Origin of the sequence: Bradyrhizobium aeschynomenes (assembly GCF_013178945.1) — a bacterium.
Lineage (GTDB): Bacteria > Pseudomonadota > Alphaproteobacteria > Rhizobiales > Xanthobacteraceae > Bradyrhizobium > Bradyrhizobium aeschynomenes.
In genome coordinates this window covers 115,532-137,857 of sequence record NZ_JABFDM010000014.1, presented here as the reverse complement: position 1 = coordinate 137,857, position 22,326 = coordinate 115,532, and the positions used below count along the sequence as shown (strand labels likewise).

Here is a 22,326-nt window from a genome sequence, read left to right as displayed (position 1 = left end):
GTCCACGATGAACGCACTTTCATCCGGCAAAATCGAGGAGTTTCGGGAGCCCGCCGGCCGGCCCGTGCTCGCCTCGGCCAGCCTGCCGATTCCACGAAAACCATATGACGAAAAAGTCAAATTCCGTCAGCGGATAAGCATTTTCCGGCATTGACCGGACGGCCTCCGCCGCCGTAAAGCGCCCCTATGGCGAAAAAACCCGGCTCCAATCCCAAAGGCGAATTCGCCTTCTTCAACGTGACCTATGAGGACGGCTCGCAGCGCTCCAACCGCCGCGTCCCGGCCGAGCTGCTCGGCGGCCTCGACGGCGACGAACCCGCGCGCGGCTTCATCATGGAGCAGGACCGCGACATCGCGGAAAAGTCCGGCCGCCCGCCGCTGGCGATCAAGTCGCTGGAGCGGGTCGGGGCGAAGAAGAAGTAGTTCAGCCGCGCTGCCGCAAGGCGTCGAAGCCCTGATGTCCGTCCGGCGCACGCGCATCTCGCGGGAGGTTCGCGTCGCCTTGGGCGAACTCGTCGTCGTTTCGACAACGCCGCCATCGCGGTGCCTGCAACGGTAACATCGCCCCGCGAGACGTCGCGCAGCCGTACGCTGCTGCAACCGAAATATGTCGCGGGGCCGCACCGACGCGCAAATCCGTCTTGTCGACGACAACGCGCCTCGACACCTTTTGGTAGCAAACTTTTCAGATATCGCCTAACGTCGAGCGGGGGCCATTTAGATTTTTCAAGTCTTTTTGGAGGGACAGATGACCGTGACGACGACATCAGATTCCCACGCCAGTAAGCCCGACAATCCCCTTTCGGATTTCCTTACGCCGGAAGCAATGTTGACTCCAGGCGTCGCCGGCTCGCTGACGATGATGATCACGAACGCCCTGACTGTGAATTTCGCCATGCCGCGCGCATGGGTCGGCCTCGGCCTCAGCTTCGTATTTGGCCTGCTCGTTCTGGCGACGACTCGCAATCTGCTCCAGAAAACCGTGTTCTACGTCCTCAATTCGCTCGTCATCTTCTGCGTCGCCGCTGGCGCGAACGGCATCGGTGCTGGTGCTTCGCTACACGCGGGACTCTCGCTTACGACAACGGCATTCGCCGAGGACATCTCCTCCGAGGCCGCACAGAAGCAGCGCACGCTGCAATATTGCTCGAACCTCGCTCAGGCCGTTGCCGATGCTCAGAAGCAGAACCAACCGTCTGAAAAGATCGTCGAACTGATCAAACCGTGCCAAGCCGTCAGCAGGGACCTGCTGCAGGGCAACAACGAATTCAAGCCTGCCGCGAGTTCGCTCGCACCTACAGGCAAATTCTTTTCGCCCTGGAAATTCTGACGAATGTTGGCTGTGACCGACCACGAGGTCGGACACAGCAGGCATCCGTGCCCGACGGCTCGAGAAGAGCTTATGTCCTGTCCGCGGCAGACGGTGAAATGTCGGTGTGCTCAACGCACTGACGACAAGGCATCAGGCAGCCTCCTGGCCGTCTTGTCCGCAGCCGAGACTGCTCTGCTCATTCCAACTCCCGCGGCCGGTTGATCAGGCTCACCAGCGTGTAGCTGATGATCAGCAGCAGAAACCACGAGCCAGCTTGGCGGGCGACACCATCGCCCAGCCCTGCGCCTGCGCCGGATAGATCCAGGTGCGCGACAATGTGCCGATGTTCTCCGACAGCCAGATGAACAGCGACACCAGGGTGAGCCCGAGCAGCAGCGGCATCGCGCGGTGCGCGCGCCAGACCTTGAAGTGCACAGTCGCGGGCGCGAATAGCAGCGCGGCCCAGCCGAACAGCACGAGCCTGAGATCGAGCCCGTAATGGTCGGTGAAGAAGTTGAGATAGATCGCAGCGCTCAGCGCGATCAGCCAGCGCCGCGACGGATGGCCGGTGAAGCGGAAATCGAACAGGCGCCAGACCCGGCAGAGATAGCTGCCGATGCAGGAATACATGAAGCCGGAGAACAGCGGCACGCCACTGATCCGGATCAGGCTCGGCTCGGGATAGATCCAGGAGCCGGTCGCGGTCTTGAACAGCTCCATGGCCGTGCCGACGAGGTGATAGATCAGGATGATCTTCGCCTCCTCCCAGGTCTCCAGGCGCGCAGCGAGCAGCGCGACCTGGATGCCGAGCATGCAGAGCAGCAGGAAGTCGTAGCGCGCACCGGTGCGTGGGCCGGATAGAACCGCCACGTCGCCAGCATCAGCGCCACCGCGATGCCGCCGAACAGGCAGGCCCAACCCTGCTTCACGCCGAAGCGGAGGAATTCATAAAGGAAGGCGGTGCTGGGCGTTGTGGCTGCGCGAGCCGCGAGGCGGGTTTCGGCGGCGATGAAGGGGCGCAGAGGCGGCCAGATGGCGGCAGCGCTGTCGTGCGCTAAGGACGATGAAGGCTCGTGGTCATGCATGGGAGTCGGCGTCCGGTGAGACGCCCACTCCTAGCAGTCGATCGCAGAACGTTGTTTGCGCAAAATTCGGCCTCTTGCGGCAAGGACACGGACATTTGCGGACAAAATTACTGTCCGCTAAGCCTAGCACTTCGTCACCGTCTTTCGCCGCGAGAGATTGGTAGTGTCACCGATATCCTAGCCGGATGATGGTCTTTTCGACGCTCCTCGAAATTCGATTACTTCGCCAGTTTCGAGATCGAGTGTTCGAAACGCATTCCGCTGTTTAGGTGCAACGAGAGAGACGACGTCCGCTTCACTTAAGAAACCGACTTCCACCCCGGCAAGTTGCTCGATCTCGCCTTGCGGAAGCGAAAGAGACGACCGAATAGCAGAACGCCCAAATGTTCCGGACTCTACAACGAGCTCCAGCGCTCGCCTAAGCATACGCGGACGCTCCAAAGGCATATCCTCCACGCTATCAAATGGCTCTCTTAGTACACCACGCCAATGACGCCGAGCCATATTGTGGTACAGGGCAGATTTCTCTTGCTCATCAATCACACCGAGATCAAACGCACGATAGATCATCGCCGCGATAGACATCCCCCAGCGTCTTTTCAGGTCGCAAAAATAATAGAGTGTTGGAGCGCCCACTTCTCTCATAAAGCTACTACGTGGAAACAGGAAAGCACCCGCAAAACGATGCACTTGCTGCTCTAACAGCTTATGCAGCAAAGGATCCTGCGACTCCCTCGGAGTTACTTGCCTATGTAAGATGATGTGCCCCAACTCGTGCGCCGCATCGAAACGCGCACGAGCGGAGCTAATATTGTAAACATTGATACCAACAAACGGACGCTCAAGTGCCTTTGAGCGGAAGCAGAAACCATCCTGTTTCTCGGAATTAATCTGAAGATTGACGACCGGTATTCCCGCGTTTTCAAGCGCCAAGGTCACGTCGGGTATAGGAAGCTCTCTAAGGCCCCAATGATGACGCACCCGCAATGCGATATCTTCAATCATCTCAGAGTTAATGAGACGAAAGTCACTCGGGAGATCAATTTTTGGTAGCTTGAGGGCAGGAAAATCCACCTCTTCCTCCAGGAAAAAGAATAGCTCGCAGAGCCAACGCATGCGCTGCTCCGTCATCTCGCGAGCATACTTTGTCTCGGATGACCGATGCCTCCAAAATACAAGCTCAAGTTCTTCCGACCATGCAGGTCTAAGAAAGAACTCGACCGGAAAATCTAGCTGTTCTGCAATTTGACGCAGCTTGTCGTGCTGAGGATTATCTAAGCAATCCTCATAGCGCCCGATCGCAACCGCCGAGACTCCGATCTTTTCAGCCAAGGCTTTCTTAAACAAACCACGAGCAAGCCTTGCCTCTGTAAGCCTTCTGCCGTGAAAATTTTGCACACCAAACTTCATGCTCCGCTCTCTCGCTCGGAATACCGCCTCTTAAGAGTGACGCGAACGTTATCCGATTGACGCGATAGCGATTCTTGTCCGTCGTGACTGTCGAAGCCCCGTCCTTCTGTTGCCATTGTATGAAGATCTAGCCGCAACACCCATTGACTGTAGTGGGCGTCCGGAACTGCGAGCATTAGAGCTCCGAGCGATTTGTGCTCTGAAGTAAACCTCGGTCCGGCAGACCCATGCAACATGACGGCCAACACGCAGCCGGACCAGTCCGAGTTTCTCACCGGGCGGTCGCCAAGGTCCAATTCCAATTGGCGGATGAGACCGTGCGAGTCGGCAAGTTCCTGCTTGTAATCAGACACCCGGGGCTCATCTGAGAGTGTCAAAATAGGCTCCTGCATCAGCACCACACGGCCGATCCTCAAGAGCAGCTTGCTTTGCCCATTGCAGCTTAATCGCTTGTATTCGTAAGGAATTCCGTGAAGCCTCGCTGCTCGAACTAGGGCAAGAACTGCGGCTTCCGACCTCCGCCTTGCGAAGGTCTCCTGGGCATACGCGTCGTCCACCCCATGAATCGCCACAAGTTCAGCGAAGAGGTCCGGATAGGCCCACCCCATCAGAATACAAACCGATTTCAAAAAATCAGGATCAATGTCGTTCTGAACGACTTCCTCGATCTGTTCCAACACAGTCGCGAATCCTTGTGATCGACGCCTAAAGCGTGATGCACGATTCGACGTAAAAAGTAAAGCGATGGGCGTTTGGCGAACACTGCGGGTCTGGCGTTCCCCTCTTCATCCACGCCCCTTGGCAATGAGCCAAAGGTTTGCCCCTCCTGAGCGGGAGGGGCATCGGGCGTGATAGGTCTCCCGCAGGAGACCTTGGGTCAATTATCCAAGAAGCTCCGCAGCTTCCTTGACCGGCTCGGATGCTTCAGCTTCCTTAGCGCCTTCGCCTCGATCTGGCGGATACGCTCTCTGGTCACCGAGAACTGCTGGCCCACCTCTTCCAGGGTGTGATCGGTGTTCATGCCGATGCCGAAGCGCATGCGGAGCACGCGTTCTTCGCGCGGGGTCAGCGAGGCCAGCACGCGGGTCGTGGTCTCGCGCAGGTTCGACTGGATCGCGGCGTCGATCGGCAGGATCGCGTTCTTGTCCTCGATGAAGTCGCCGAGATGGCTGTCCTCCTCGTCACCCACGGGGGTTTCGAGCGACAGCGGCTCCTTGGCGATCTTGAGGACCTTGCGCACCTTCTCCAGGGGCATGCCGAGCTTTTCGGCGAGCTCCTCCGGGGTCGGCTCGCGGCCGATCTCGTTCAGCATCTGGCGCGAGGTGCGGACGATCTTGTTGATCGTCTCGATCATGTGCACGGGGATGCGGATGGTGCGGGCCTGGTCGGCGATCGAGCGGGTGATCGCCTGCCGGATCCACCAGGTGGCGTAGGTCGAGAACTTGTAGCCGCGGCGGTACTCGAACTTGTCGACCGCCTTCATCAGGCCGATGTTGCCTTCCTGGATCAGGTCGAGGAACTGCAGGCCGCGGTTGGTGTACTTCTTGGCGATCGAGATCACGAGACGGAGGTTGGCTTCCACCATCTCCTTCTTGGCCTGACGGGCCTCGCGCTCGCCCTTCTGCACCGAGTGCACGATCTTGCGGAATTCGCCGATCTCGAGGCCAGTGAGCGCGGCCATGGCCTGCACCTCCTGGCGCAGGTCCTTGATGCGGTCCTTCTCGTAGTGGACGAAGTTCTTCCAGCCTTTTGCGGAGAGCTTGGAGACGCGGTTGAGCCAGCGCGGATCGAGCTCAGAGCCCTGGTAGTTGCGCAGGAAGTCCTCGCGCGCGACGCCGTGGGAGTCGGCGAGCCGCATCAGCCGGCTCTCGAACGAGACCAGCTTCTTGTTGATGTCGTAGAGCTGCTCGACGAGTGAATCGATACGGGCCTGGTTGAGGCGCAGCGACTTCACCTCGACGATGATCTCGTCCTTGAGCTTCTTGTACTTGCGCTCCTGCGAGGGCGACAGCGACTCGCTCTGCAGCTGGTTGGCGATGTCCTGCTCCTGCAGGCGGCGCAGCTTCTTGTACTCGGACGCGATCTTGTCGAAGGTCTCGACCACCTTCGGCTTCAGCTCGGCCTCGATGGCGGCGAGCGACATCTGGTTCTCGAACTCGTCGTCGTCCATGTCGGCTTCGGCGGCCGCCTCGCCGGGATCCTTCTCCTCGGCGGGCGCGCCGTTCGGCGCGGCACGGAACGGCGTCGGCTGCTGCGGAGCGGCCGGCGGCGCGACCGCGGCCTGGACCTCGCCGCCCTCGCTTGCGGCGCCTTCGCCATTGGCGGGTGCTGCGATCTGCGGGTTCATGCCGCCCTTGGCTTCAGGGCCGGCATAGGTGGCTTCGAGATCGATGATGTCGCGAAGGAAGATCTTGCCTTCGTTGAGCTCGTCGCGCCAGATGATGATGGCCTGGAACGTCAGCGGGCTTTCGCAGAGGCCCGCGATCATCGCCTCGCGGCCGGCCTCGATGCGCTTGGCGATCGCGATTTCGCCCTCGCGCGACAGCAGCTCGACGGTGCCCATCTCGCGCAGATACATGCGCACGGGATCGTCGGTGCGCTCGCCGGGCTCCGACTTCTTGACCTCGGTGACGGCCTTCTGCGTGATCTCGACGAGCTCGTTGTCGGTCTCGTCCTCGCCGTCGTCCTTCTCCTCGGACTCGTCGGCCTCCTCGGCCTCGGTCACGTTGATGCCCATGTCCGAGAGCATCGACATGATGTCTTCGATCTGTTCCGGCGAGGTGGTGTCGGAAGGCAGCACTTCGTTGAGCTGATCAAAGGTCACGAAGCCGCGCTTCTTGGCCTGCTTGATCATCTTCTTGACGGCGGCGTCCGACAGGTCGAGCAACGGCGAAGGCGCGTCGGCGGAGTCCTTTTCGGGAGCGTCCGCGGCCTTGTCGTCCTTTTCCTTGTCCTTCACCTGCAGCGTCTTTGCCTTCGTGGCCATTCATTGCTCCCGAAACGCGCCCGCTCTACCCGTGGCATCGTAGCCCTTGGCATCGCGGCGCCCGCCTGCTCTACTCAAACTGTTCTCGACGCGGAAAGGGCGGCGCACATTTAACGTCGCCACCCCATGAAGTCTGTCGCTGGTGTCGTCCCGTTTTGGACCGGCGCGCGTTTCTTGCAAAAGCGATACCGGTTTTGCAATCGAATCCGGCGCCCATATTCCGGCGTGGTGTCCGACAGCGAAACCAACCCATCTGCTGCAGAAAATGCCCCGGACCTCTTAAACTTCGATTAACCCTGTTTTTGCAGCCAAACCATGGATTTGGCGAGTCTTTTCGCGCGGACCCGAGACCGCTCGGGCGGACCGGGCCGAAATGTGCTCGTCGACGACAGGGCGCCGGGCCCGAATTCTACACGTTGCGATTGGTACGCCCGGACAGTTCCCCGAAGCCTTCGATCAGCGCCTCGGTGCCGTCCATCTCGGCCATCCTGGCCTTCACGTCCCTCAACCAGCCCATGTTCGGCTCGCTCGGCTCCTCGCCCAAGGCAAGCTCGGCATCCTTCAATTCCCTAAGTAAGGAGTGCCATTGCCGATGCAAGGCAACGAGCTGGTGCCAGGTCGCAAGAACGTCATCGCGCGCGGCACCAGGCTTGGCGGCCCACACCGCCGCGGTCGTGATCGCCCGCTCAACCCGTTGAAGAAGCTCGGAAAAGCCGGACTTCTCCAGGTCGGTGCGCATCTTTTCGGCCTGCTCGTCCGGATCCGGCGAATGGTGATGGTCGTGGGCGAAGGCCGCGATGATCGCGGCGCGCAGCTTGTGCGCCTCGGGATGGGCGAGTTCGAGCGCTGCGACCTCCTCGAGGTGGTCGTGCAGGATCCAGGGATGGTTGATCAGGCATTGCAGGATCAGCGCCTCGCGGCGCGAGATCGCCGAGCGCTGGCCGCGCATGATCGGGCTCATCGCGAGCTGCGGGCTCGCCACCTGGTAGGGTCCGCGGGACATCACCAGGCCTGTGGATGACGGCCCGCCGCGGCGGCCGCCCCCTGTGGATAACCGCCCCTGTTGTCCGGAACCGGGACCGCGCGGGGCAAACCGGCGTCCTGATTCGGCACCGTAGCCGCGGCCGAAGCCCCGGCCACCGTCGGGGGAGAAGGCGCGGTACAGCCGGTCGCTGAGGTCCTGCTTGTAGTAGCGGCGCACCACCTCGTCGGCGATGCCGCCGGTGAGCTGGCCGATACGCGCCTCCAGCGCGGCGCGGCGCTCCGGCGTGGTGAAGCTGCCGCCCTCGATCTCGCGCGACCAGATCACCTCGGCGAGCGGCTTGGCGACCTTGAGCACCTCCTCGACCGCGCCGCGGCCGCCTGAGCGGACGAGGTCGTCGGGATCCTGGCCCTCCGGCAGCAGCGCGAAGCGCAGGCTCTTACCCGGCTTGAGGTGCGGCAGCGCGATGTCCGCGGCCCGATAGGCTGCCTTCTGGCCGGCGCGGTCGCCGTCGAAGCAGAGGATCGGCTCGTCGACCATCTTCCAGATCAGCGCCAGCTGGCTCTCGGTCAGCGCGGTGCCGAGCGGCGCCACGGCGCCGGCGAAGCCGGCCGCGACCAGCGCGATGACGTCGACATAGCCCTCGACCACGATCATCGGCGCGCCGTTATGGGCGGCCTGACGGGCGCTCGGCAGATTGTAGAGGTTGTCGCCCTTGTGGAAGAGCGGCGTCTCCGGCGAGTTGAGATATTTCGCCGGCACGTCCTTCTGCATCGCGCGGCCGCCGAAGGCGATGACGCGGTTGCGGACATCGGTGATCGGGAACATCACGCGATCACGGAAGCGGTCGTACGGCACCGGAATGTCCTCGCCGGCGACGAGCAAGCCGGCTTCGACCATGTCGTTCACCGGCACGCCCTGGGCGCCGAGATATTCCTTCAGGCCAAAGCGGTCCGGCGGCGCATAGCCGAGCCGGAACTGGAGCTGCGTCTGCGGCAGGATGGCCCGATCGGCGAGATAGCCGCGGGCGCGCGCGCCCTGGCGCGAGGCCAGCATGTCGGCGAAGAACTTCGCCGCCAGCTCCATCACGTCATACAGCGTCTTGCGCTGCCGCTCCTGCCGCGCCGCATCCGGCGTCGCGACCGGCAGCGCCAGGCCGGCAATCCCCGCCAGCCGCTCCACGGCCTCGGGGAACGAGCAGCCCTCGGTCTCCATCACGAAGTCGAAGATGTTGCCGTGCTTGCCGGAGGAGAAGTCGTGATAAAAGCCCTTCTGGTCGTTGACGTAGAAGGACGGCGTCTTCTCCTGCTGGAACGGCGACAGCCCCTTCCACTCGCGCCCAGCCTTCTTGAGCTTCACGCGCTTGCCGACGACATCCGAGACCGGAAGCCGGGCGCGCAGCTCATCGAGAAATTCCGGCGTGAAGCGGGCCATGGGCGGCGGAGCGGTCCTGTGCTGGTGGACTTACGCATATAGGCAGCCGGGTACGAAATGTGAACTTCCTTGGCCTTGTCCGGGCTATTCACAGCCTGTGCTCTCTCCGCCGTCATTCCGGGGCGCCCGCAGGGCGAGCCCGGAATCCATAGCCACGAGCGGCCGTGAGGCGCGCGGCCGCGCCGCCTGCGTGCCTCCGTGCGGTTCGTGGTTATGGATTCCGGGCCCATCGCTGCGCGATGTCCCGGAATGACGGCGGAGACTAAGGCGCCAGGAAGCGCCCGGAAGTGATGCGGGCGGCTTCGTCCACCGGCCAGTTGTAGACGTAGGTCCAGGCGTCGCAGGCCGAACCGTCCGCCAGCGTCACACCGAGGTGCTGGCGCAGATATTCGGTCGGCTGTTCGAACCCCTCGCCGCAGGCTTCGTACATGTCGAACTCGCGCAGCATCGGCGCAGGCTGGTGCAGCCGGAACAGCTCGCCATGGACCACGTCGGCCACGTCGTCCGAGAGCACGAGCCCGGGATAATGCTGGATGAGGTAGAGCCGGCCGCGGCAGTGCGCCTCGGCGACAAAATCAGCATTGGCCGACAGCAGCCGCGCCATCGGATGGTCGAAGCCACGCATCAAGGTGCCGTAGACGAACAGGAGATCGGAGGTCGTGTCGGAGCTCATGGCCCTGCATAGCCGCCCCGGCGCGGCAAGGCCAGCTCACGCCGCGCCGCGGGCGGGCAGGATCTCGTCGCTGACGACATGGAATTTGGTCAAGGTCATCCGGCCGAACGAGGTCGACAGCGCGACGTCGGCGGCGTCGCGGCCGGTCGCCATCAGGATTCGGCCCATGCGCGGCACGTTGTGGCGGGCATCGAAAGTGTACCACTGGCCGGAGAGATAGACCTGAAACCAGCCGGAGAAGTCCATCGGATAAGGCTCCGGCGGAATGCCGATGTCGCCCATGTAGCCGGTGCAGTAGCGCGCCGGAATGCCCATGCAGCGGCACAAGGTCAGCGCCAGATGCGCGAAGTCGCGGCAGACGCCGGTGCGCTGCTGATAGACGTCATGCGCCGATTTCATGTGATGGGCGTGCTCGTAGCCGAAGCTGACATGCTTGTGGACGAAGTCGCAGATCGCCTGGACCCGCGCCCAGCCCGCCGGCGCATTGCCGAACAGCGACCAGGCAATGTCGGTGAGCTTGTCGGTCTCGCAATAGCGGCTCGGCATCAGGTAGAGCAGCAGTTCATCCGGGAGCTGATCGATCGGCATCTGCTGCGCCGAGGGATCGACGATATCGGGCAATCCGGAATCGCGCACGATGGCGCTGCCGTGGAAGGTGACGCCGCCGGCCGGCGCCACCAGGCGGCCGCACAGATTGCCGAAGCTGTCATTGTAGAACTTGATCGGCACGCTGGGCTCGGTCGTGATCGTCTCGGTGCCGACGATGTCGGGAAGACGCGACGGATGGATCGACAGCATGATCACCATGGGCGTCGCCGCAGGCGCTGTGTAGGCGATCTCGAACCCGACCTTGATCTCCATCGATTCCCTCTTGCGCCTGTCTGCCTCGCGGCGTGTTCATCGGTTTCAGCAGATCGGCCGCGCCGGCACCATGCGGCGCTTCCCACAGAAGCGGCCGGATCCGGCGATTTCAGGCCTTGTGATCGCCTCTCAGGATCGGCATCGTCATCGAATCATCATCGCGGTTTTCGGCCATGCAATCCAGATTCACATCTGCTCAATTGCAGTTCGTCATGCCGCCTGAATGAGCAGCAATTGATCATGAAGCTTCCCGACGCGACCGATACAGCAAGACTCCTTCAAGCCGACGAAGTTCCGCCGGTCTACGAGCAGAACGCCGATGGCGCCTCGGCACTGGTCTTCACCTGCGACCACTACGGCCGGCTGCTGCCGCGCGCGCTCGGCGATCTCGGCCTCGACGAGAGCGAGCTGGAGCGGCACATCGCCTGGGACATCGGCATTGCCGGCGTCGCCGAGCAAGTGTCGCGCGCGCTCGATGCGCATCTGCTGGCGCAGCGCTATTCACGCCTCGTGATCGACTGCAACCGCTGGCCGCAGGCGCCGAACGCGATTCCGATGATCAGCGAGCGGACCACGATTCCTGGCAACGAGGGCCTGACGCACGAGGACGCCGAGCTGCGGCGCCGCGCAATCTTCGTTCCCTATCACGACCGCATCACCGCGGTGCTCGATGCGCGCAAGCAAGCGGGACGTCCGACCATCCTCGTTTCGCTGCACAGCTTCACGCCTGTGTATGCGGGGATCGCCCGGCCCTGGCACATCGGCACGCTGTATCAGCACGACAAGGTGCTGCCGCCGCTGCTGTTGAAGGCGCTGCGCGCAGAGCCGGACCTCGTCGTCGGCGACAACCAGCCTTATGCGGTGGGCGACAACACCGACTACACCATCCCCGTACATGGCGAAAGCCGCGGCCTGATCAATTCGGGCATCGAGATCCGGCAGAACGAGATCGCCGAGCCCGAGGGGCAACAGGTCTGGGCCGAGCGGCTGATCCGCATCCTCGGCGAGATCGAAAGCGAGCTGCGCGGCAAGGGTCTCGCCTAGCTCCTACTCCGTCATGTCCGAGGCGTCGTGGTGCGACAGCAGGCCGGCGAGCCGCCACAGCGCCGTGCGCAGGTCGTCGTGGCTGGGAAGGCCGAGCGCGAGCCTGACAGCATTGGGTGAATGACCGTGCGCCACTGCGAAGGCGCTCGCCGGCGTGATCGCAATGCCCGCGCGCGCGGCCGCGGCCGTCAGCGCCTCGGCGCGCCAGCCCTCCGGCAGATGCAGCCAGACGTGATAGGAGCGCGGATCGGCGTCGATGCGATGGCCCGCGAGACATTCGGCGACGATCGCCTGCCGCACCACGGCATCGGCGCGCTTGCGCCGGGTAATCTCGGCCGCCGTGCCGTCGGCGAGCAGCCCCATGCCGGCCGCCAGCGCGAGCGAGGTCACCGACCACGCGCCGGTGCGCACGGTTGCGGCGAACTTCTCGCGCAGATGCGAGGGCACATAGAGGAAGCCGACGGCAATGCCCGGCGCAAGGCGCTTGGCGAGGCTGTCGACGATGATGACGCGCTCCTCGGCCTGCGCAGCCAGCGAGACCTGATCGCTGAGGAAGCCGTAGACGAGATCCTCGATGATCATCAGATCGTGCTTGCGCACGAGCCGCACGATCTCCTCCCGCCGCGCTTCGCTCATGGTCAGTCCGAGCGGGTTCTGCATCACCGGCTGAATGTAGATCGCGTTCAGCGCGCTGGTGCGATGCGCCTTGGTCATGGCGTCCGGGCGGATGCCCTCGGCGTCCATCGCCAGCGGCACCAGGGTGACGCCGAGCCGCGCCGCGATGCCCTTGATCATCGGATAGGTCACGGCCTCGACGCCGAGCCGGCCACCGACCGGCACCAGCGCCGAGATCGCCGCCGCCAGCGATTGCCGGCCGCTGCCGGCGAACACGAAATTCTCCGCGCGCGGGCGCCAGCGCTCCCCGGCGAAGAACGCCGCGGCGGTGCGCCCGGCCTCGATCAGGCGGCGCTGCGTGATCGGCGCCAGCACCGGCGCGAGCTTCTCGGGCCGCTGCCAGACCGCCATCGATTTCGCGATCATGGCCGCCTGATCGGGCAGCGTCGGAAAATTGAACTCGAGGTCGATGCGGCCGTCGAACGGCTCGAGCCGCAACGAGGACGGCACCGGCACCGGCTCACCGGCGACGAAGGTGCCACGGCCGACCTCGCCGACCACGAGACCCCTGCGCAATAATTCGGCATAGACGCGGGCTGCCGTGGATGCGGCAATTCCCCGCTCATAGGCGAACTGGCGCTGCGGCGGCAGCCGGTCGCCGGCCTTCAGCCGGCCCTGCGCGATGTCCTCGGCGATGTCGTCCACCAGGGTCGTATACGAAGCATTCATGCTATATTGCACCGAGAGCAATGTTTCGATTGCACCGAGATATGTACTGCGCGATTGCTCTTCGAACAACGCAATCGAAGACCAATAGGTGACTCATGGCATATTCCCTGGCGCAGCGTTGGGCAACTCCGCAAGTTGCCCACGGAAAGAGCAATTTGCTCCAGGTCCCCCAGCTGTGGCTGCAGCGTCTGTTCTGGCGTTCGGAGCTCGCGCTGCTCGACTCCGAGCAGATGCGCGACTGCGGGCTCGATCCGACCGTCGTTCATGAGGAAGCCAACAAGCCGTTCTGGCGCGACTGAGCAGGACTCCAGGAGAACACCGCAATGCCGACGCTTCCGTTTCAACAAGTCGACGTGTTCTCCGCGGTCCCGTTCAAGGGCAACCCGCTTGCCGTGATCGCCGAGGCCGACGGCCTCGACGAGGCGGCGATGCAAGCGATCGCCAACTGGACCAACCTGTCCGAGACGACCTTCCTGTCGCGTGCCCAGGATCCGGGCGCTGATTACCGCGTGCGCATCTTCACGCCCCAGCGCGAGCTGCCTTTTGCGGGCCATCCGACGCTCGGCTCGGCCCACGTCTGGCTGGCGCTCGGCGGCCGGCCGAAAGGCGAGCATGTGGTGCAGGAATGCGGCGCGGGCCTCGTGCGCATCAAGCGTGACGGCGATCGCCTCGCTTTCGCAGCGCCGCCGCTGCGCCGCTCCGGCCCCGTCGATGCCGAACTCACAGCCAAGATCGCGGCCGCGCTCGGCATCAAGCCAGAGGCGATGCGCGCCGTGCAGTGGGCCGACAATGGCCCGGGCTGGATCGGCGTGCTGATGGAGTCGCGCCAGGATCTGCTCAACATCCGTTTCAATATGTCGGCCCTGTCGCAGCAGCCGATCGGCGTGGTCGCGCCGTGGGACGCTGCGCGCGATGGACACGACGCCCAGTTCGAGGTCCGCGCCTTCACCTGGAGCGGCGTCGAGGACCCCGTCACGGGCAGCCTCAATGCAAGTCTGGCGCAATGGCTGATCGGTGCCGGAATTGCTCCGGAGCAATATGTCGCCGCTCAGGGCACCGTCCTCGGCCGCGCGGGCCGCGTTCATGTCGCGCAGGACGGCGACAGCATCTGGATCGGCGGTGACGTCGCCCCGGTGGTGAAGGGCGCGATCGGCCTGTAGGTCCCGAGCAGCGCGTTCGGCAAGGCGGACGGATGGCGAGCCGTGCTTCCGCCAGCCGACGGGCTCGCCTATACTTCGACCGAACAGGCGCTCTCGCATGAACATCAAGGTCGATCCGGCGGCGGTCACGCCCGAACAGTTCTTCTCCTGGGTGACGGCGCAGGACGAGCGCTATGAGCTCGTCGACGGCGAGGTCGTCATGATGGCCGGCGCCGGCCGGCGGCACGACGCGATCGTCGTCAACCTGACGGCGGCACTGCACGCGCAGACTCGCGGCGGTCCGTGCCAGACCTTCACGGGCGATACCTATGTGATCACGTCGCCTTCGACCCGGCGCATGCCCGATCTCGGTGTGGATTGCGGCAAGCCCGACGAGGACTCGCTGGTGGCCGACCGACCGGCTCTTCTGGTCGAGGTACTATCGCCGACCACCGGCGGCTTCGATGTGACGGTGAAACTCGCGGAGTATCAGTCCCTGCGCTGTCTCGACTACATTCTGTTCGTCGACACCGACAGCCCCAACGTCCATCTCTACTCACGCGGTGCAAACGGCGCCTGGACGGACGTCGTGCTCAGGGGGATTGAGGCGGTCATTCAGTTGTCGAAGCTGAACGTCACGCTCGAGCTTCGCGACGTCTACGCCGGCTTGGAGTTTCGGCCGCGGCCACGGCTCGTCGAGTAGGCGCCATATCCACCGCTGGTGGAGTGGAGCCTCACCGCGCCCGCGTCAGCGCCAACCAGACGCCGCCGCCGATCATGAAGCCGCCGGAGATTCGCGACACCAGGCGGGTGCGCCTGGCCGAGAACAGCTTTCGCGCGCGCCCGGCGAGCAGTGCGTAGACCGCATCGGTCAGGCCCGCGACCACCATGAAGGTGACGCCGAGCAACGCGACCTGCGGCACGTGATCCCGGCTCATGTCCATGAACTGCGGCAGGAAGGCGCCGAAGAACACCATCACCTTCGGGTTGGACAGCAGCACCAGCAGGCCCTGCAGGAAGAAGCCGCCGCGCGGCGGCGGAGGCGGCGCCTCGCCTTCGGCGATGCCTTCGACCGGCGAGCGGATCAGCTGGATGCCGAGCCACACCAGATAGGCGGCACCGATCAGGCGCACCCATTCGAACCAGTAGCCCATCGTGGCCATCAGCGTCGTCAGGCCCATCGCGACGATGCCGATAGCAATCGCGAGCCCCGTCTGGACGCCGGCGATATTGATCAGCGCGGCGCGCGTTCCATGGCGCAACCCGTTGGCGATCAGGAGCGTAACGACGGGGCCAGGCAGCAGCGCGAGGCCGATGCAGGCGGCGATGAAGGCGAGATAGACTTGCAGGGACATGAGGCGCCTCGATGCGAGTGACGTCACGACTAATGCATGACAAGCCGGCCGATGGAAGCGCGGTATGGCGATCGCGCCGGACATCGCAGGAGTTGACATGCAACCATTTAGTTGCATATCGTCGCCCCATGGACGAGGTCTTCAAGGCGCTGGCGGATGCGTCGCGGCGGGCGTTGCTCGACCGGCTGCATGCGCGGAACGGCCAGACCCTGACCGAGCTCTGCGACGGCCTCGCGATGACGCGGCAGGCCGTGACCAAGCATCTGACGATCCTGGAGACGGCCAACCTGGTGACGACGCGCCGGCACGGCCGCGAGAAGCTGCATTTTCTCAATCCGGTGCCGATTCACCAGATCGGCGAGCGTTGGATCAGGAAATTCGAGCGCGCCAAGCTCACAGCGCTCGGCGAATTGAAGAAGCGATTGGAGGAAGGCGATGACTGAGCCGAGCCAAGCGGTCGACATCTCCAAGTTCAAGCCGGAGACCGTCTACACCATCTACATCGCCGCCAGCCCGGAGAGGGTCTGGGAGGCGCTGACCTCGGCCGAATTCAGCCGGCGATATTTTTACGGCTTCGCCGTCGAGGCCGACCTACGCGCCGGCGGAGACTTCATCGTCCGCGCGCCCGACGGGTCCGAGCACATCAGCGGCGAGGTGATCGTCTGCGAGCCGCCGCATCGGCTGACCATCACCTGGGACGTCAACTGGCCCGGCCTCGTGGAGGCGCTCGGCCGCACGCTGGTCACCTACGAGATCGAAGCAGCCGGCGAGGCCGTCCGTCTCACGATGACCGAAGCGCATGAGCGGCCGCTGTCGGACGACATTCTATCCGGCGGGCGCCAAGGCTGGCCGACGATCCTGTCGAGCCTCAAGAGCCTGCTAGAAACAGGGAAGCCACTCGCCGTGAAAACGTCGCCGCCGGCGCGCATGCTTGCGGCCTTGAAGGCGCTGGGCGTCGCGTTGCCCGGCTAGCCGAGCCTAAGACACCGCAGCGATCTGCGGGATGCATGCCAGCACGCCGCCGACCTGGACCGCGTTGCTGAACATGCCGCCCCAATGCAGCCAGCGCAGCCGGCGAACGGCATTCGCGTCTCCGGCATCGCGGTCGCGGATGCGCGCATCCATCCGTTCCAGGAACCAGCGGCGCGATAGCAGCGCGAAGCCGGCAATCAGCCCGATGCCGAACGCCAGACCGGGTCGTCCGTCGGCCAGCACGGCGAGCATACCGATGCCGCCGGCGATGGCCAAAGCCACAAAGTAGGAGTCGAACATGCCACGCAGCAGCCGCGTCACCGGCACGATGTCGAGCCGCACCAGCAGAAAAGCCGGCGCGGCCAGCAGCAGATAGAACATCGGCAGCAGCAGTATGATGGTCGCGAACAAGGCGATGTTGTCTGGCATCATCCTTCCCCGGTGATTGCACTGGTCGGACAGCTGACGGCCCGCCGCGCTTTGCACCAAGTCTACGCGGCGGCGCGCCCCTCGGCCATGCAACCTTCGTCCCGGCCTGCTCTTCCGTCAGGCCGGCGCAACGATCCGGCGATAGAGATGCCATGTCGCGTGGCCGAGCACCGGGACGGTCACGAGCAGGCCGAGAAAGTATGGCAGCGCCGAGACGATCAGCAGCACGGTGATGACCGCAGCCCAGCCGATCATCGGCCCTGGACTGGTCACGACCGCGCGCACGCTGGTGATCATCGCGGTGACGAAATCGACGTCGCGGTCGAGCAGCAGCGGAAACGACACCACCGTCAGCGAGAACAGCACCAGCGACAGCGCCGCGCCGTCGAGATTGCCGATCGCGAGAAACAGCAGGCCCTCATTGGTGGTCAACAGCACCGTCATGAATTCCTTGATGCTGGAGAAGGAGGCGTTGAGCCCGAGCAGGAGCGCAATCAGTAGCCTGATCTGGTACATCCAGAGCACGAAGAAAAACACGGTGACGAACGCCATCCAGCCGATCTCGCCGCGCGAGGTGACCGTGCGCAGAATGGCGCCATAGGAGATCGGCTGACCCAGCTCGCGGCGGCGGCTGACCTCGTAGAGGCCGATCGCGACGAACGGGCCGATCAGCGCGAAACCTGCGGCGAGCGGATAGGCGAGGTAGACCATGCCGAAAGCGGTCACGCACAGCACGATGCTGATGCCGCCGAGCACGTAGAGCAGGCCGAAAGCAAGGCCAAACAGCGGCTGCGCCTGGAAATCCCGCAAGCCCTGCGTCAGGGCCTCGGCAATGTCGGCCGTGGTGATGCGGCGCACCACGGGATCGGTTCGTCCCGAGACGGATGCAGTCATCGGCGGTCCCTCCAAATTGTCTTTGTTGGGGGGATGCTAACAGCGGGAGGCCGGGGATTTCAATTTCAACTTGTAGGCAGGGGCGTGAAGGCGATTGCGCCTGACGATCGCCGTGCGCTCGCCTGCCTTCACACCGTCATGGCCGAGACTCAAGCGGAGATTATTACCCCCTACCCCCGCGCCCGCAGCTCCCGCCGCAACACCTTGCCCGTTGCGGTCATCGGCAGGCTGTCGGTGAACTCCACATGGCGCGGATATTCATGGGCCGCGAGCTTCACCTTGACGAACTCCTGGATCTCTCGCGACAGCGTGTCATTTGCAACGAAGCCCGGCCGCAGCACGATCCACGCCTTCACGGCTTCAGTGCGCACGGGATCGGGAATGCCGACGACGGCCGCGAGCGCCACCGCGGGGTGCTTGAGCAGGGTGTCCTCGATCTCGGCCGGGCCGATGCGGTAGCCGGCGGAGGTGATGACGTCGTCCTCGCGGCTCGCGTACCAGAAATAGCCATCCTCATCCTGAGTGCCGAGATCGCCGGTGAGCAGCACGTCACGTGCGAACTTCTTGGCCGTCGCCTCGGGATTGCGCCAATATTCGATCATGGTGCAGGGATTGGGCTGACGCACGCCGATGATGCCTCTCTCGCCGCGCGGCAGCTCCTCGCCGCTGTCGTTGACGATCAGCACCTCGAAGCCCGGCGTCGCCTTGCCCATCGAGCCCGGGCGGATCGGGAACAGCTTAGCGTTGTTGCCGACGACGAGATTGCATTCGGTCTGGCCGTAGATCTCGTGCGCGTCGATGCCGAAGGTGGCACGCACCCATTCGAGCAGCTCGGCGCCGAGCGACTCGCCGCCGGTGAGGATGCTGCGCAGCTTGACGCCGTCGTGCTTGACGTTCGCCTGCCGCATCAGCTTGAGCGCGGTCGGCGGCAGAAACACGTTGCGCACCTGATAGTCCGCCATCAGCTGCATCGCAGCCTGCGGCACGAATTTCCTGGCGCGATAGCCCACCACGGGTACGGCGTGATACCAGGCCGGAAACAGCGCATCGAACAGCCCGCCGATCCAGGCCCAGTCCGCCGGCGTCCACATCACGTCGCCGGGCTTCGGCAGGAAGCCGTGCACCATCTCGACATTCGGTAAGTGCCCGAGCAGCACGCGATGGGCGTGCAGCGCCCCCTTGGGGTTTCCGGTCGTGCCCGAGGTATAGATGATGATCGCGGGATCGTCGCTCGACGTCGCCACGGTCGGGAATTGGTCGGAGGCGCGCTCCAGCGTCGGCCAGAACGGCCGCCCGCCGGTTCCACCGCCATCGGTGACATAGATCGTCTTCAACTCCGGCAGCCGGTCCCGAATGCGCGCGAGCTTCGCGAGGCCCACGGCGTCGGTGACCACGACCTTGGCGCCGGAGTTCTGCAAGCGGAATTGCAGCGCGTCCTCGCCGAACAGCGTGAACAGCGGCACGGAGACCAGCCCGGCGCGGAAGGCGGCGAGATGGACGATCGGGAGTTCCAGGGATTGCGACAGGAACACCGCGACGCGGTCGCCCTGCGCGAGGCCGTCGGCCTTCAGCACATTGGCGAACCGGCAGGAATAGTCGCGCAGCTCGTCGAACGACACACGGCGGGCGGCGCCATCCTCCTCGACGACGATCAGCGCCAGGCGGCCCGAGCCGTCGGCGTGGCGATCGCAGGTCGCGCCGGCGATGTTGAATTGCGCCGGGATGTCCCAACGGAAGTCGCGATAGAGCTGATTGTAGTCGGACGTTTCCTTGAGCACTGTTTTTCTCCGTCATGGCCGGGCTTGTCCCGGCCATCCACGTCTTTCTGCTCGTGCAGTCTTAAAGACGTGGATGCCCGGGACAAGCCCGGGCATGGCGATGTGGCGGTCGTGGTTCTCAAATCGGCGGCAACAGGCTCAGCCTGTCAACGCCGCCTTCACCAGGGCGCTCGCCTTGGCGAAATCCATCTGTCCCGTGTACTTGGCCTTCAGCACGGCGATCACCTTGCCCATGTCCTTCATGCCGGCGGCGCCGGTCTCGGCCACCGCGGCTGAGATGGCCGACTTCACCTCATCCTCGCTCATCTGTTTCGGCAGGTAGGCCGAGATGACCGCGATCTCCTCGCGCTCGCCGGCGGCGAGCTCGGCACGGCCGCCCTTCTCGTACAGCTCGACCGATTCCTGGCGCTGCTTGATCATCTTCTGCAGCACCGCGAGCACGTCGGCATCGGTCAGCGGCGGCTTGCCCTCGCCTCGCGCGGCGATGTCGGCGTTCTTCAGCGTCGAGTTGACCATGCGAAGGGTGGACAGCTTGCGCTCGTCCTTGGCCTTCATCGCCTCCTTGACCGCGTTGTTGATGTCGTCGCGCAGCATGATCTCGCCCTCTCGAATTCCGTTGGCGGCTGGTCTAGGCGGTTCGTCCCCCTGAGACAACTCGGTTCCGCATCCGTTCCGGTCGCCGATGCTGAAAATGGGCCATTCTCCGCGCAAATTGACCGAAATCGCGTGTGAATCGGCCGCTTCACGCTTTGACGCCGGGCGCTTGCCCCACTATGTAGGGGCCTCATGACACACATCGATACTGACGCCGCCTGGCCGGACCATAAACCGACCGCGCTCCTCGTGCTCGCCGATGGAACGGTGCTGGAAGGCTACGGCCTCGGCGCCGAAGGCCACGCCGTGGGCGAGGTCTGCTTCAACACTGCGATGACCGGCTATGAGGAGATCCTGACCGATCCCTCATATGCCGGCCAGCTCATCACCTTCACCTTCCCGCATATCGGCAATGTCGGCACCAACGACGAGGATATCGAGACGGTGAACATGGCGGCGACGCCAGGTGCGCGCGGCGTGATCCTGCGCACCGCGATCACCGACCCCTCGAACTACCGCGCCACCCGCCATCTCGACCAGTGGCTGCGCGCTCGCGGCATCATCGGCCTGTCGGGCATCGACACGCGCGCCTTGACCGCGCTGATCCGCTCCAAGGGGATGCCGAATGCGGTGATTGCGCATTCGAAGTCCGGCACGTTCGATCTCGACGCCCTGAAGAAGGAAGCGCGGGAGTGGCCGGGGCTGGAGGGCATGGACCTCGTGCCGATGGTCACCTCGGCGCAGCGCTTCACCTGGGACGAGACCCCCTGGGTCTGGAACGAGGGCTTCGGCCAGCAGACCCAGCCGGAATTCAACGTCGTCGCGATCGACTACGGCATCAAGCGCAACATCCTGCGCCTGCTCGCCGGCGTCGGCTGCAAGGTGACGGTGGTGCCGGCGACGACCTCGGCCGAGGACATCATGGCGATGAAGCCGGACGGCGTGTTCCTGTCCAACGGCCCCGGCGATCCCGCCGCGACCGGCAAATATGCCGTGCCCGTCATCCAGCAGGTGATCGCCTCGGGCACGCCGACCTTCGGCATCTGCCTCGGCCACCAGATGCTCGGCCTCGCGGTCGGCGCCAAGACCAAGAAGATGCATCAGGGCCATCACGGCGCCAACCATCCTGTCAAGGACGAGACCACGGGCAAGGTCGAGATCACCTCGATGAACCACGGTTTCGCGGTCGATCAGGATACGTTGCCATCCGGTGCGACGCAGACCCACATCTCGCTGTTCGACGGCTCGAACTGCGGCATCGCGCTGGAGGGCAAGCCGGTGTTCTCGGTGCAGTACCACCCGGAAGCCTCGCCCGGCCCGCGCGACTCGCACTATCTGTTCCAGCGCTTCGCCGAGCTGATGCGCGAGAAGAAGCGCAGCGCGGCGTGACGCCGCGCTGACTGATGAATATCGAATGCCCGGGTCGCTCCCGGGCATTTTTTCGCCCCTAGCATCGTGATGACGCCGCATCGTTTTGCGCTCGCGCCGCGGCTGCCTTCTTTGTATGATGATCATCATTTATTCGGGAGAATGGGACATGAGCAAAGCCGTCGTACCTGGGATCGAATTCGGCGTGGTACCGGTGTCGGTGCTGGCCTCGATGCCGGGCCTCGATTTCGTGCGCGGCATCTTTGCCGGGAGCCTGCCGCAGCCGCCGATCATGCAGACCGTCGAACCGTTCGACTGCACCGCGGAGCCGGGCCATGTCGTGATGCACAGCGTGCCCAGCTTGCGGCACTACAATCCGATCGGCTCGGTGCACGGCGGCTATGCCGCGATCCTGCTGGATTCGGCGATGGGACTCGCCGTCCAGACGCAGTGCCCGCAGGGCAGCGGCTACACCACGCTCGAATTCAAGATCTCGTTCGTCAAGGCGATGACCGAAGCGACGGGCGTGGTGCGAACCGAAGGCACCACGCTGTCGTTCGGCCGCCGCGCCGCCACTGCCGAAGCGCGCATCGTCGACACGCAGGGACGGCTGCTCGCGCACGCCACCACCACCTGCCTGGTGTTCGAGCTGCCGAAGGGCTAGCC

The 22,326-nt window shown here is 64.1% G+C and carries 24 protein-coding genes and 1 pseudogene; 12 read left to right on the top strand and 13 right to left on the bottom strand.

From position 1 onward, the window contains the following. Nucleotides 1–7 precede the first annotated feature (7 nt). The 3 genes from HL666_RS29745 to HL666_RS29735 all read left to right on the top strand — a co-directional run bounded on the left by HL666_RS29745 (nt 8) and on the right by HL666_RS29735 (nt 1,330). Complete coding sequence (locus tag HL666_RS29745; protein WP_172185082.1) at nt 8–154, top strand: hypothetical protein; 147 nt, start codon at nt 8–10, stop codon at nt 152–154. A 32-nt stretch (nt 155–186) separates the two neighbouring features. Beyond that, nucleotides 187–423: a hypothetical protein gene (locus tag HL666_RS29740; protein WP_006613601.1), complete on the top strand. Its 237-nt coding sequence runs from the start codon at nt 187–189 to the stop codon at nt 421–423. 325 nt (nt 424–748) lie between these two features. After that, nucleotides 749–1,330 carry a hypothetical protein gene (locus HL666_RS29735; RefSeq protein WP_172185080.1) on the top strand — a complete coding sequence of 194 codons (582 nt, stop codon included), beginning with the start codon at nt 749–751 and terminating at the stop codon, nt 1,328–1,330. A gap of 178 nt (nt 1,331–1,508) precedes the next feature. Here the strand turns inward: HL666_RS29735 and HL666_RS29730 are convergent. The 7 genes and pseudogenes from HL666_RS29730 to HL666_RS29700 form a co-directional block, all read right to left on the bottom strand. Continuing rightward, nucleotides 1,509–2,397 (bottom strand): annotated as a pseudogene (locus HL666_RS29730) (DUF817 domain-containing protein). Nucleotides 2,398–2,574: 177 nt separating this feature from the next. After that, nucleotides 2,575–3,807, bottom strand: coding sequence for a helix-turn-helix domain-containing protein (locus HL666_RS29725; protein ID WP_172185078.1), 1,233 nt, complete (start codon nt 3,805–3,807; stop codon nt 2,575–2,577). Then, a complete protein-coding gene (locus HL666_RS29720; RefSeq protein WP_172185076.1) occupies nt 3,804–4,484 on the bottom strand; it encodes a hypothetical protein in 681 nt (226 codons plus the stop codon). Before HL666_RS29720 ends, HL666_RS29725 begins: the two co-directional genes overlap by 4 nt. Before the next feature lie 200 nt (nt 4,485–4,684). Further along, nucleotides 4,685–6,793: an RNA polymerase sigma factor RpoD gene (gene rpoD / locus HL666_RS29715; RefSeq protein ID WP_172109875.1), complete on the bottom strand. Its 2,109-nt coding sequence runs from the start codon at nt 6,791–6,793 to the stop codon at nt 4,685–4,687. 409 nt (nt 6,794–7,202) lie between these two features. Then, a complete protein-coding gene (gene dnaG, locus HL666_RS29710; RefSeq protein ID WP_172185074.1) occupies nt 7,203–9,209 on the bottom strand; it encodes a DNA primase in 2,007 nt (668 codons plus the stop codon). Between the two features lie 262 nt (nt 9,210–9,471). Next, entirely contained in the window at nt 9,472–9,882 is a 411-nt protein-coding gene (locus HL666_RS29705) for a gamma-glutamylcyclotransferase family protein (protein ID WP_172185072.1), read from the bottom strand. Between the two features lie 36 nt (nt 9,883–9,918). Next, nucleotides 9,919–10,743 carry a transglutaminase-like domain-containing protein gene (locus HL666_RS29700; RefSeq protein ID WP_172185070.1) on the bottom strand — a complete coding sequence of 275 codons (825 nt, stop codon included), beginning with the start codon at nt 10,741–10,743 and terminating at the stop codon, nt 9,919–9,921. Here HL666_RS29700 and HL666_RS29695 point away from each other — a divergent pair. After that, complete coding sequence (locus HL666_RS29695; protein WP_172109879.1) at nt 10,733–10,966, top strand: hypothetical protein; 234 nt, start codon at nt 10,733–10,735, stop codon at nt 10,964–10,966. The genes HL666_RS29700 and HL666_RS29695 overlap by 11 nt on opposite strands. 17 nt (nt 10,967–10,983) lie before the next feature. Then, nucleotides 10,984–11,787 carry an N-formylglutamate amidohydrolase gene (locus HL666_RS29690; RefSeq protein ID WP_172185068.1) on the top strand — a complete coding sequence of 268 codons (804 nt, stop codon included), beginning with the start codon at nt 10,984–10,986 and terminating at the stop codon, nt 11,785–11,787. A gap of 3 nt (nt 11,788–11,790) precedes the next feature. Here HL666_RS29690 and HL666_RS29685 read toward each other — a convergent pair whose 3' ends face one another. Further along, nucleotides 11,791–13,200 (bottom strand): aminotransferase-like domain-containing protein, encoded by a 1,410-nt coding sequence (locus tag HL666_RS29685; RefSeq protein ID WP_172185066.1) that lies wholly within the window; start codon nt 13,198–13,200, stop codon nt 11,791–11,793. An 86-nt stretch (nt 13,201–13,286) separates the two neighbouring features. On the opposite strand from HL666_RS29685, the gene HL666_RS29680 reads away from it, so the two are divergent. The 3 genes from HL666_RS29680 (at nt 13,287) to HL666_RS29670 (ending at nt 14,973) form a co-directional block, all read left to right on the top strand. Further along, nucleotides 13,287–13,430 (top strand): DUF1127 domain-containing protein, encoded by a 144-nt coding sequence (locus HL666_RS29680; RefSeq protein ID WP_172109882.1) that lies wholly within the window; start codon nt 13,287–13,289, stop codon nt 13,428–13,430. 24 nt (nt 13,431–13,454) lie between these two features. After that, on the top strand, nt 13,455–14,291 hold the full coding sequence (locus HL666_RS29675) for a PhzF family protein (protein ID WP_172185064.1): 837 nt from the start codon (nt 13,455–13,457) through the stop codon (nt 14,289–14,291). Between the two features lie 97 nt (nt 14,292–14,388). Then, nucleotides 14,389–14,973, top strand: a complete 585-nt coding sequence (locus tag HL666_RS29670) for a Uma2 family endonuclease (protein ID WP_172185062.1) — start codon at nt 14,389–14,391, stop codon at nt 14,971–14,973. Between the two features lie 31 nt (nt 14,974–15,004). On the opposite strand, the gene HL666_RS29665 is transcribed toward HL666_RS29670, so the two are convergent. Next, a complete protein-coding gene (locus HL666_RS29665) occupies nt 15,005–15,625 on the bottom strand; it encodes a LysE family translocator (protein ID WP_172109885.1) in 621 nt (206 codons plus the stop codon). Nucleotides 15,626–15,753: 128 nt separating this feature from the next. On the opposite strand from HL666_RS29665, the gene HL666_RS29660 reads away from it, so the two are divergent. Together HL666_RS29660 and HL666_RS29655 are read left to right on the top strand one after the other, a co-directional pair. Further along, nucleotides 15,754–16,068, top strand: a complete 315-nt coding sequence (locus HL666_RS29660) for an ArsR/SmtB family transcription factor (protein ID WP_172109886.1) — start codon at nt 15,754–15,756, stop codon at nt 16,066–16,068. Beyond that, nucleotides 16,061–16,597: an SRPBCC family protein gene (locus tag HL666_RS29655; protein ID WP_172109887.1), complete on the top strand. Its 537-nt coding sequence runs from the start codon at nt 16,061–16,063 to the stop codon at nt 16,595–16,597. The genes HL666_RS29660 and HL666_RS29655 overlap by 8 nt, the downstream gene beginning before the upstream one ends. Nucleotides 16,598–16,603: 6 nt before the next feature. On the opposite strand, the gene HL666_RS29650 is transcribed toward HL666_RS29655, so the two are convergent. The 4 genes from HL666_RS29650 to HL666_RS29635 form a co-directional block, all read right to left on the bottom strand. Then, a complete protein-coding gene (locus HL666_RS29650) occupies nt 16,604–17,026 on the bottom strand; it encodes a hypothetical protein (RefSeq protein ID WP_172110545.1) in 423 nt (140 codons plus the stop codon). Nucleotides 17,027–17,143: 117 nt separating this feature from the next. Next, entirely contained in the window at nt 17,144–17,920 is a 777-nt protein-coding gene (locus HL666_RS29645) for a DUF2189 domain-containing protein (RefSeq protein WP_172109888.1), read from the bottom strand. 170 nt (nt 17,921–18,090) lie between these two features. Then, nucleotides 18,091–19,698, bottom strand: a complete 1,608-nt coding sequence (locus tag HL666_RS29640; RefSeq protein WP_172185060.1) for an acyl-CoA synthetase — start codon at nt 19,696–19,698, stop codon at nt 18,091–18,093. A gap of 138 nt (nt 19,699–19,836) precedes the next feature. After that, a complete protein-coding gene (locus tag HL666_RS29635; RefSeq protein WP_172109890.1) occupies nt 19,837–20,292 on the bottom strand; it encodes a GatB/YqeY domain-containing protein in 456 nt (151 codons plus the stop codon). 192 nt (nt 20,293–20,484) lie between these two features. On the opposite strand from HL666_RS29635, the gene carA reads away from it, so the two are divergent. Then, the gene (gene carA / locus HL666_RS29630; RefSeq protein ID WP_172109891.1) at nt 20,485–21,681 is read left to right on the top strand and encodes a glutamine-hydrolyzing carbamoyl-phosphate synthase small subunit; all 1,197 of its coding nucleotides are present in this window, start codon (nt 20,485–20,487) and stop codon (nt 21,679–21,681) included. 148 nt (nt 21,682–21,829) lie between these two features. Next, the gene (locus HL666_RS29625; RefSeq protein ID WP_172109892.1) at nt 21,830–22,324 is read left to right on the top strand and encodes a PaaI family thioesterase; all 495 of its coding nucleotides are present in this window, start codon (nt 21,830–21,832) and stop codon (nt 22,322–22,324) included. Nucleotides 22,325–22,326 lie beyond the last annotated feature (2 nt).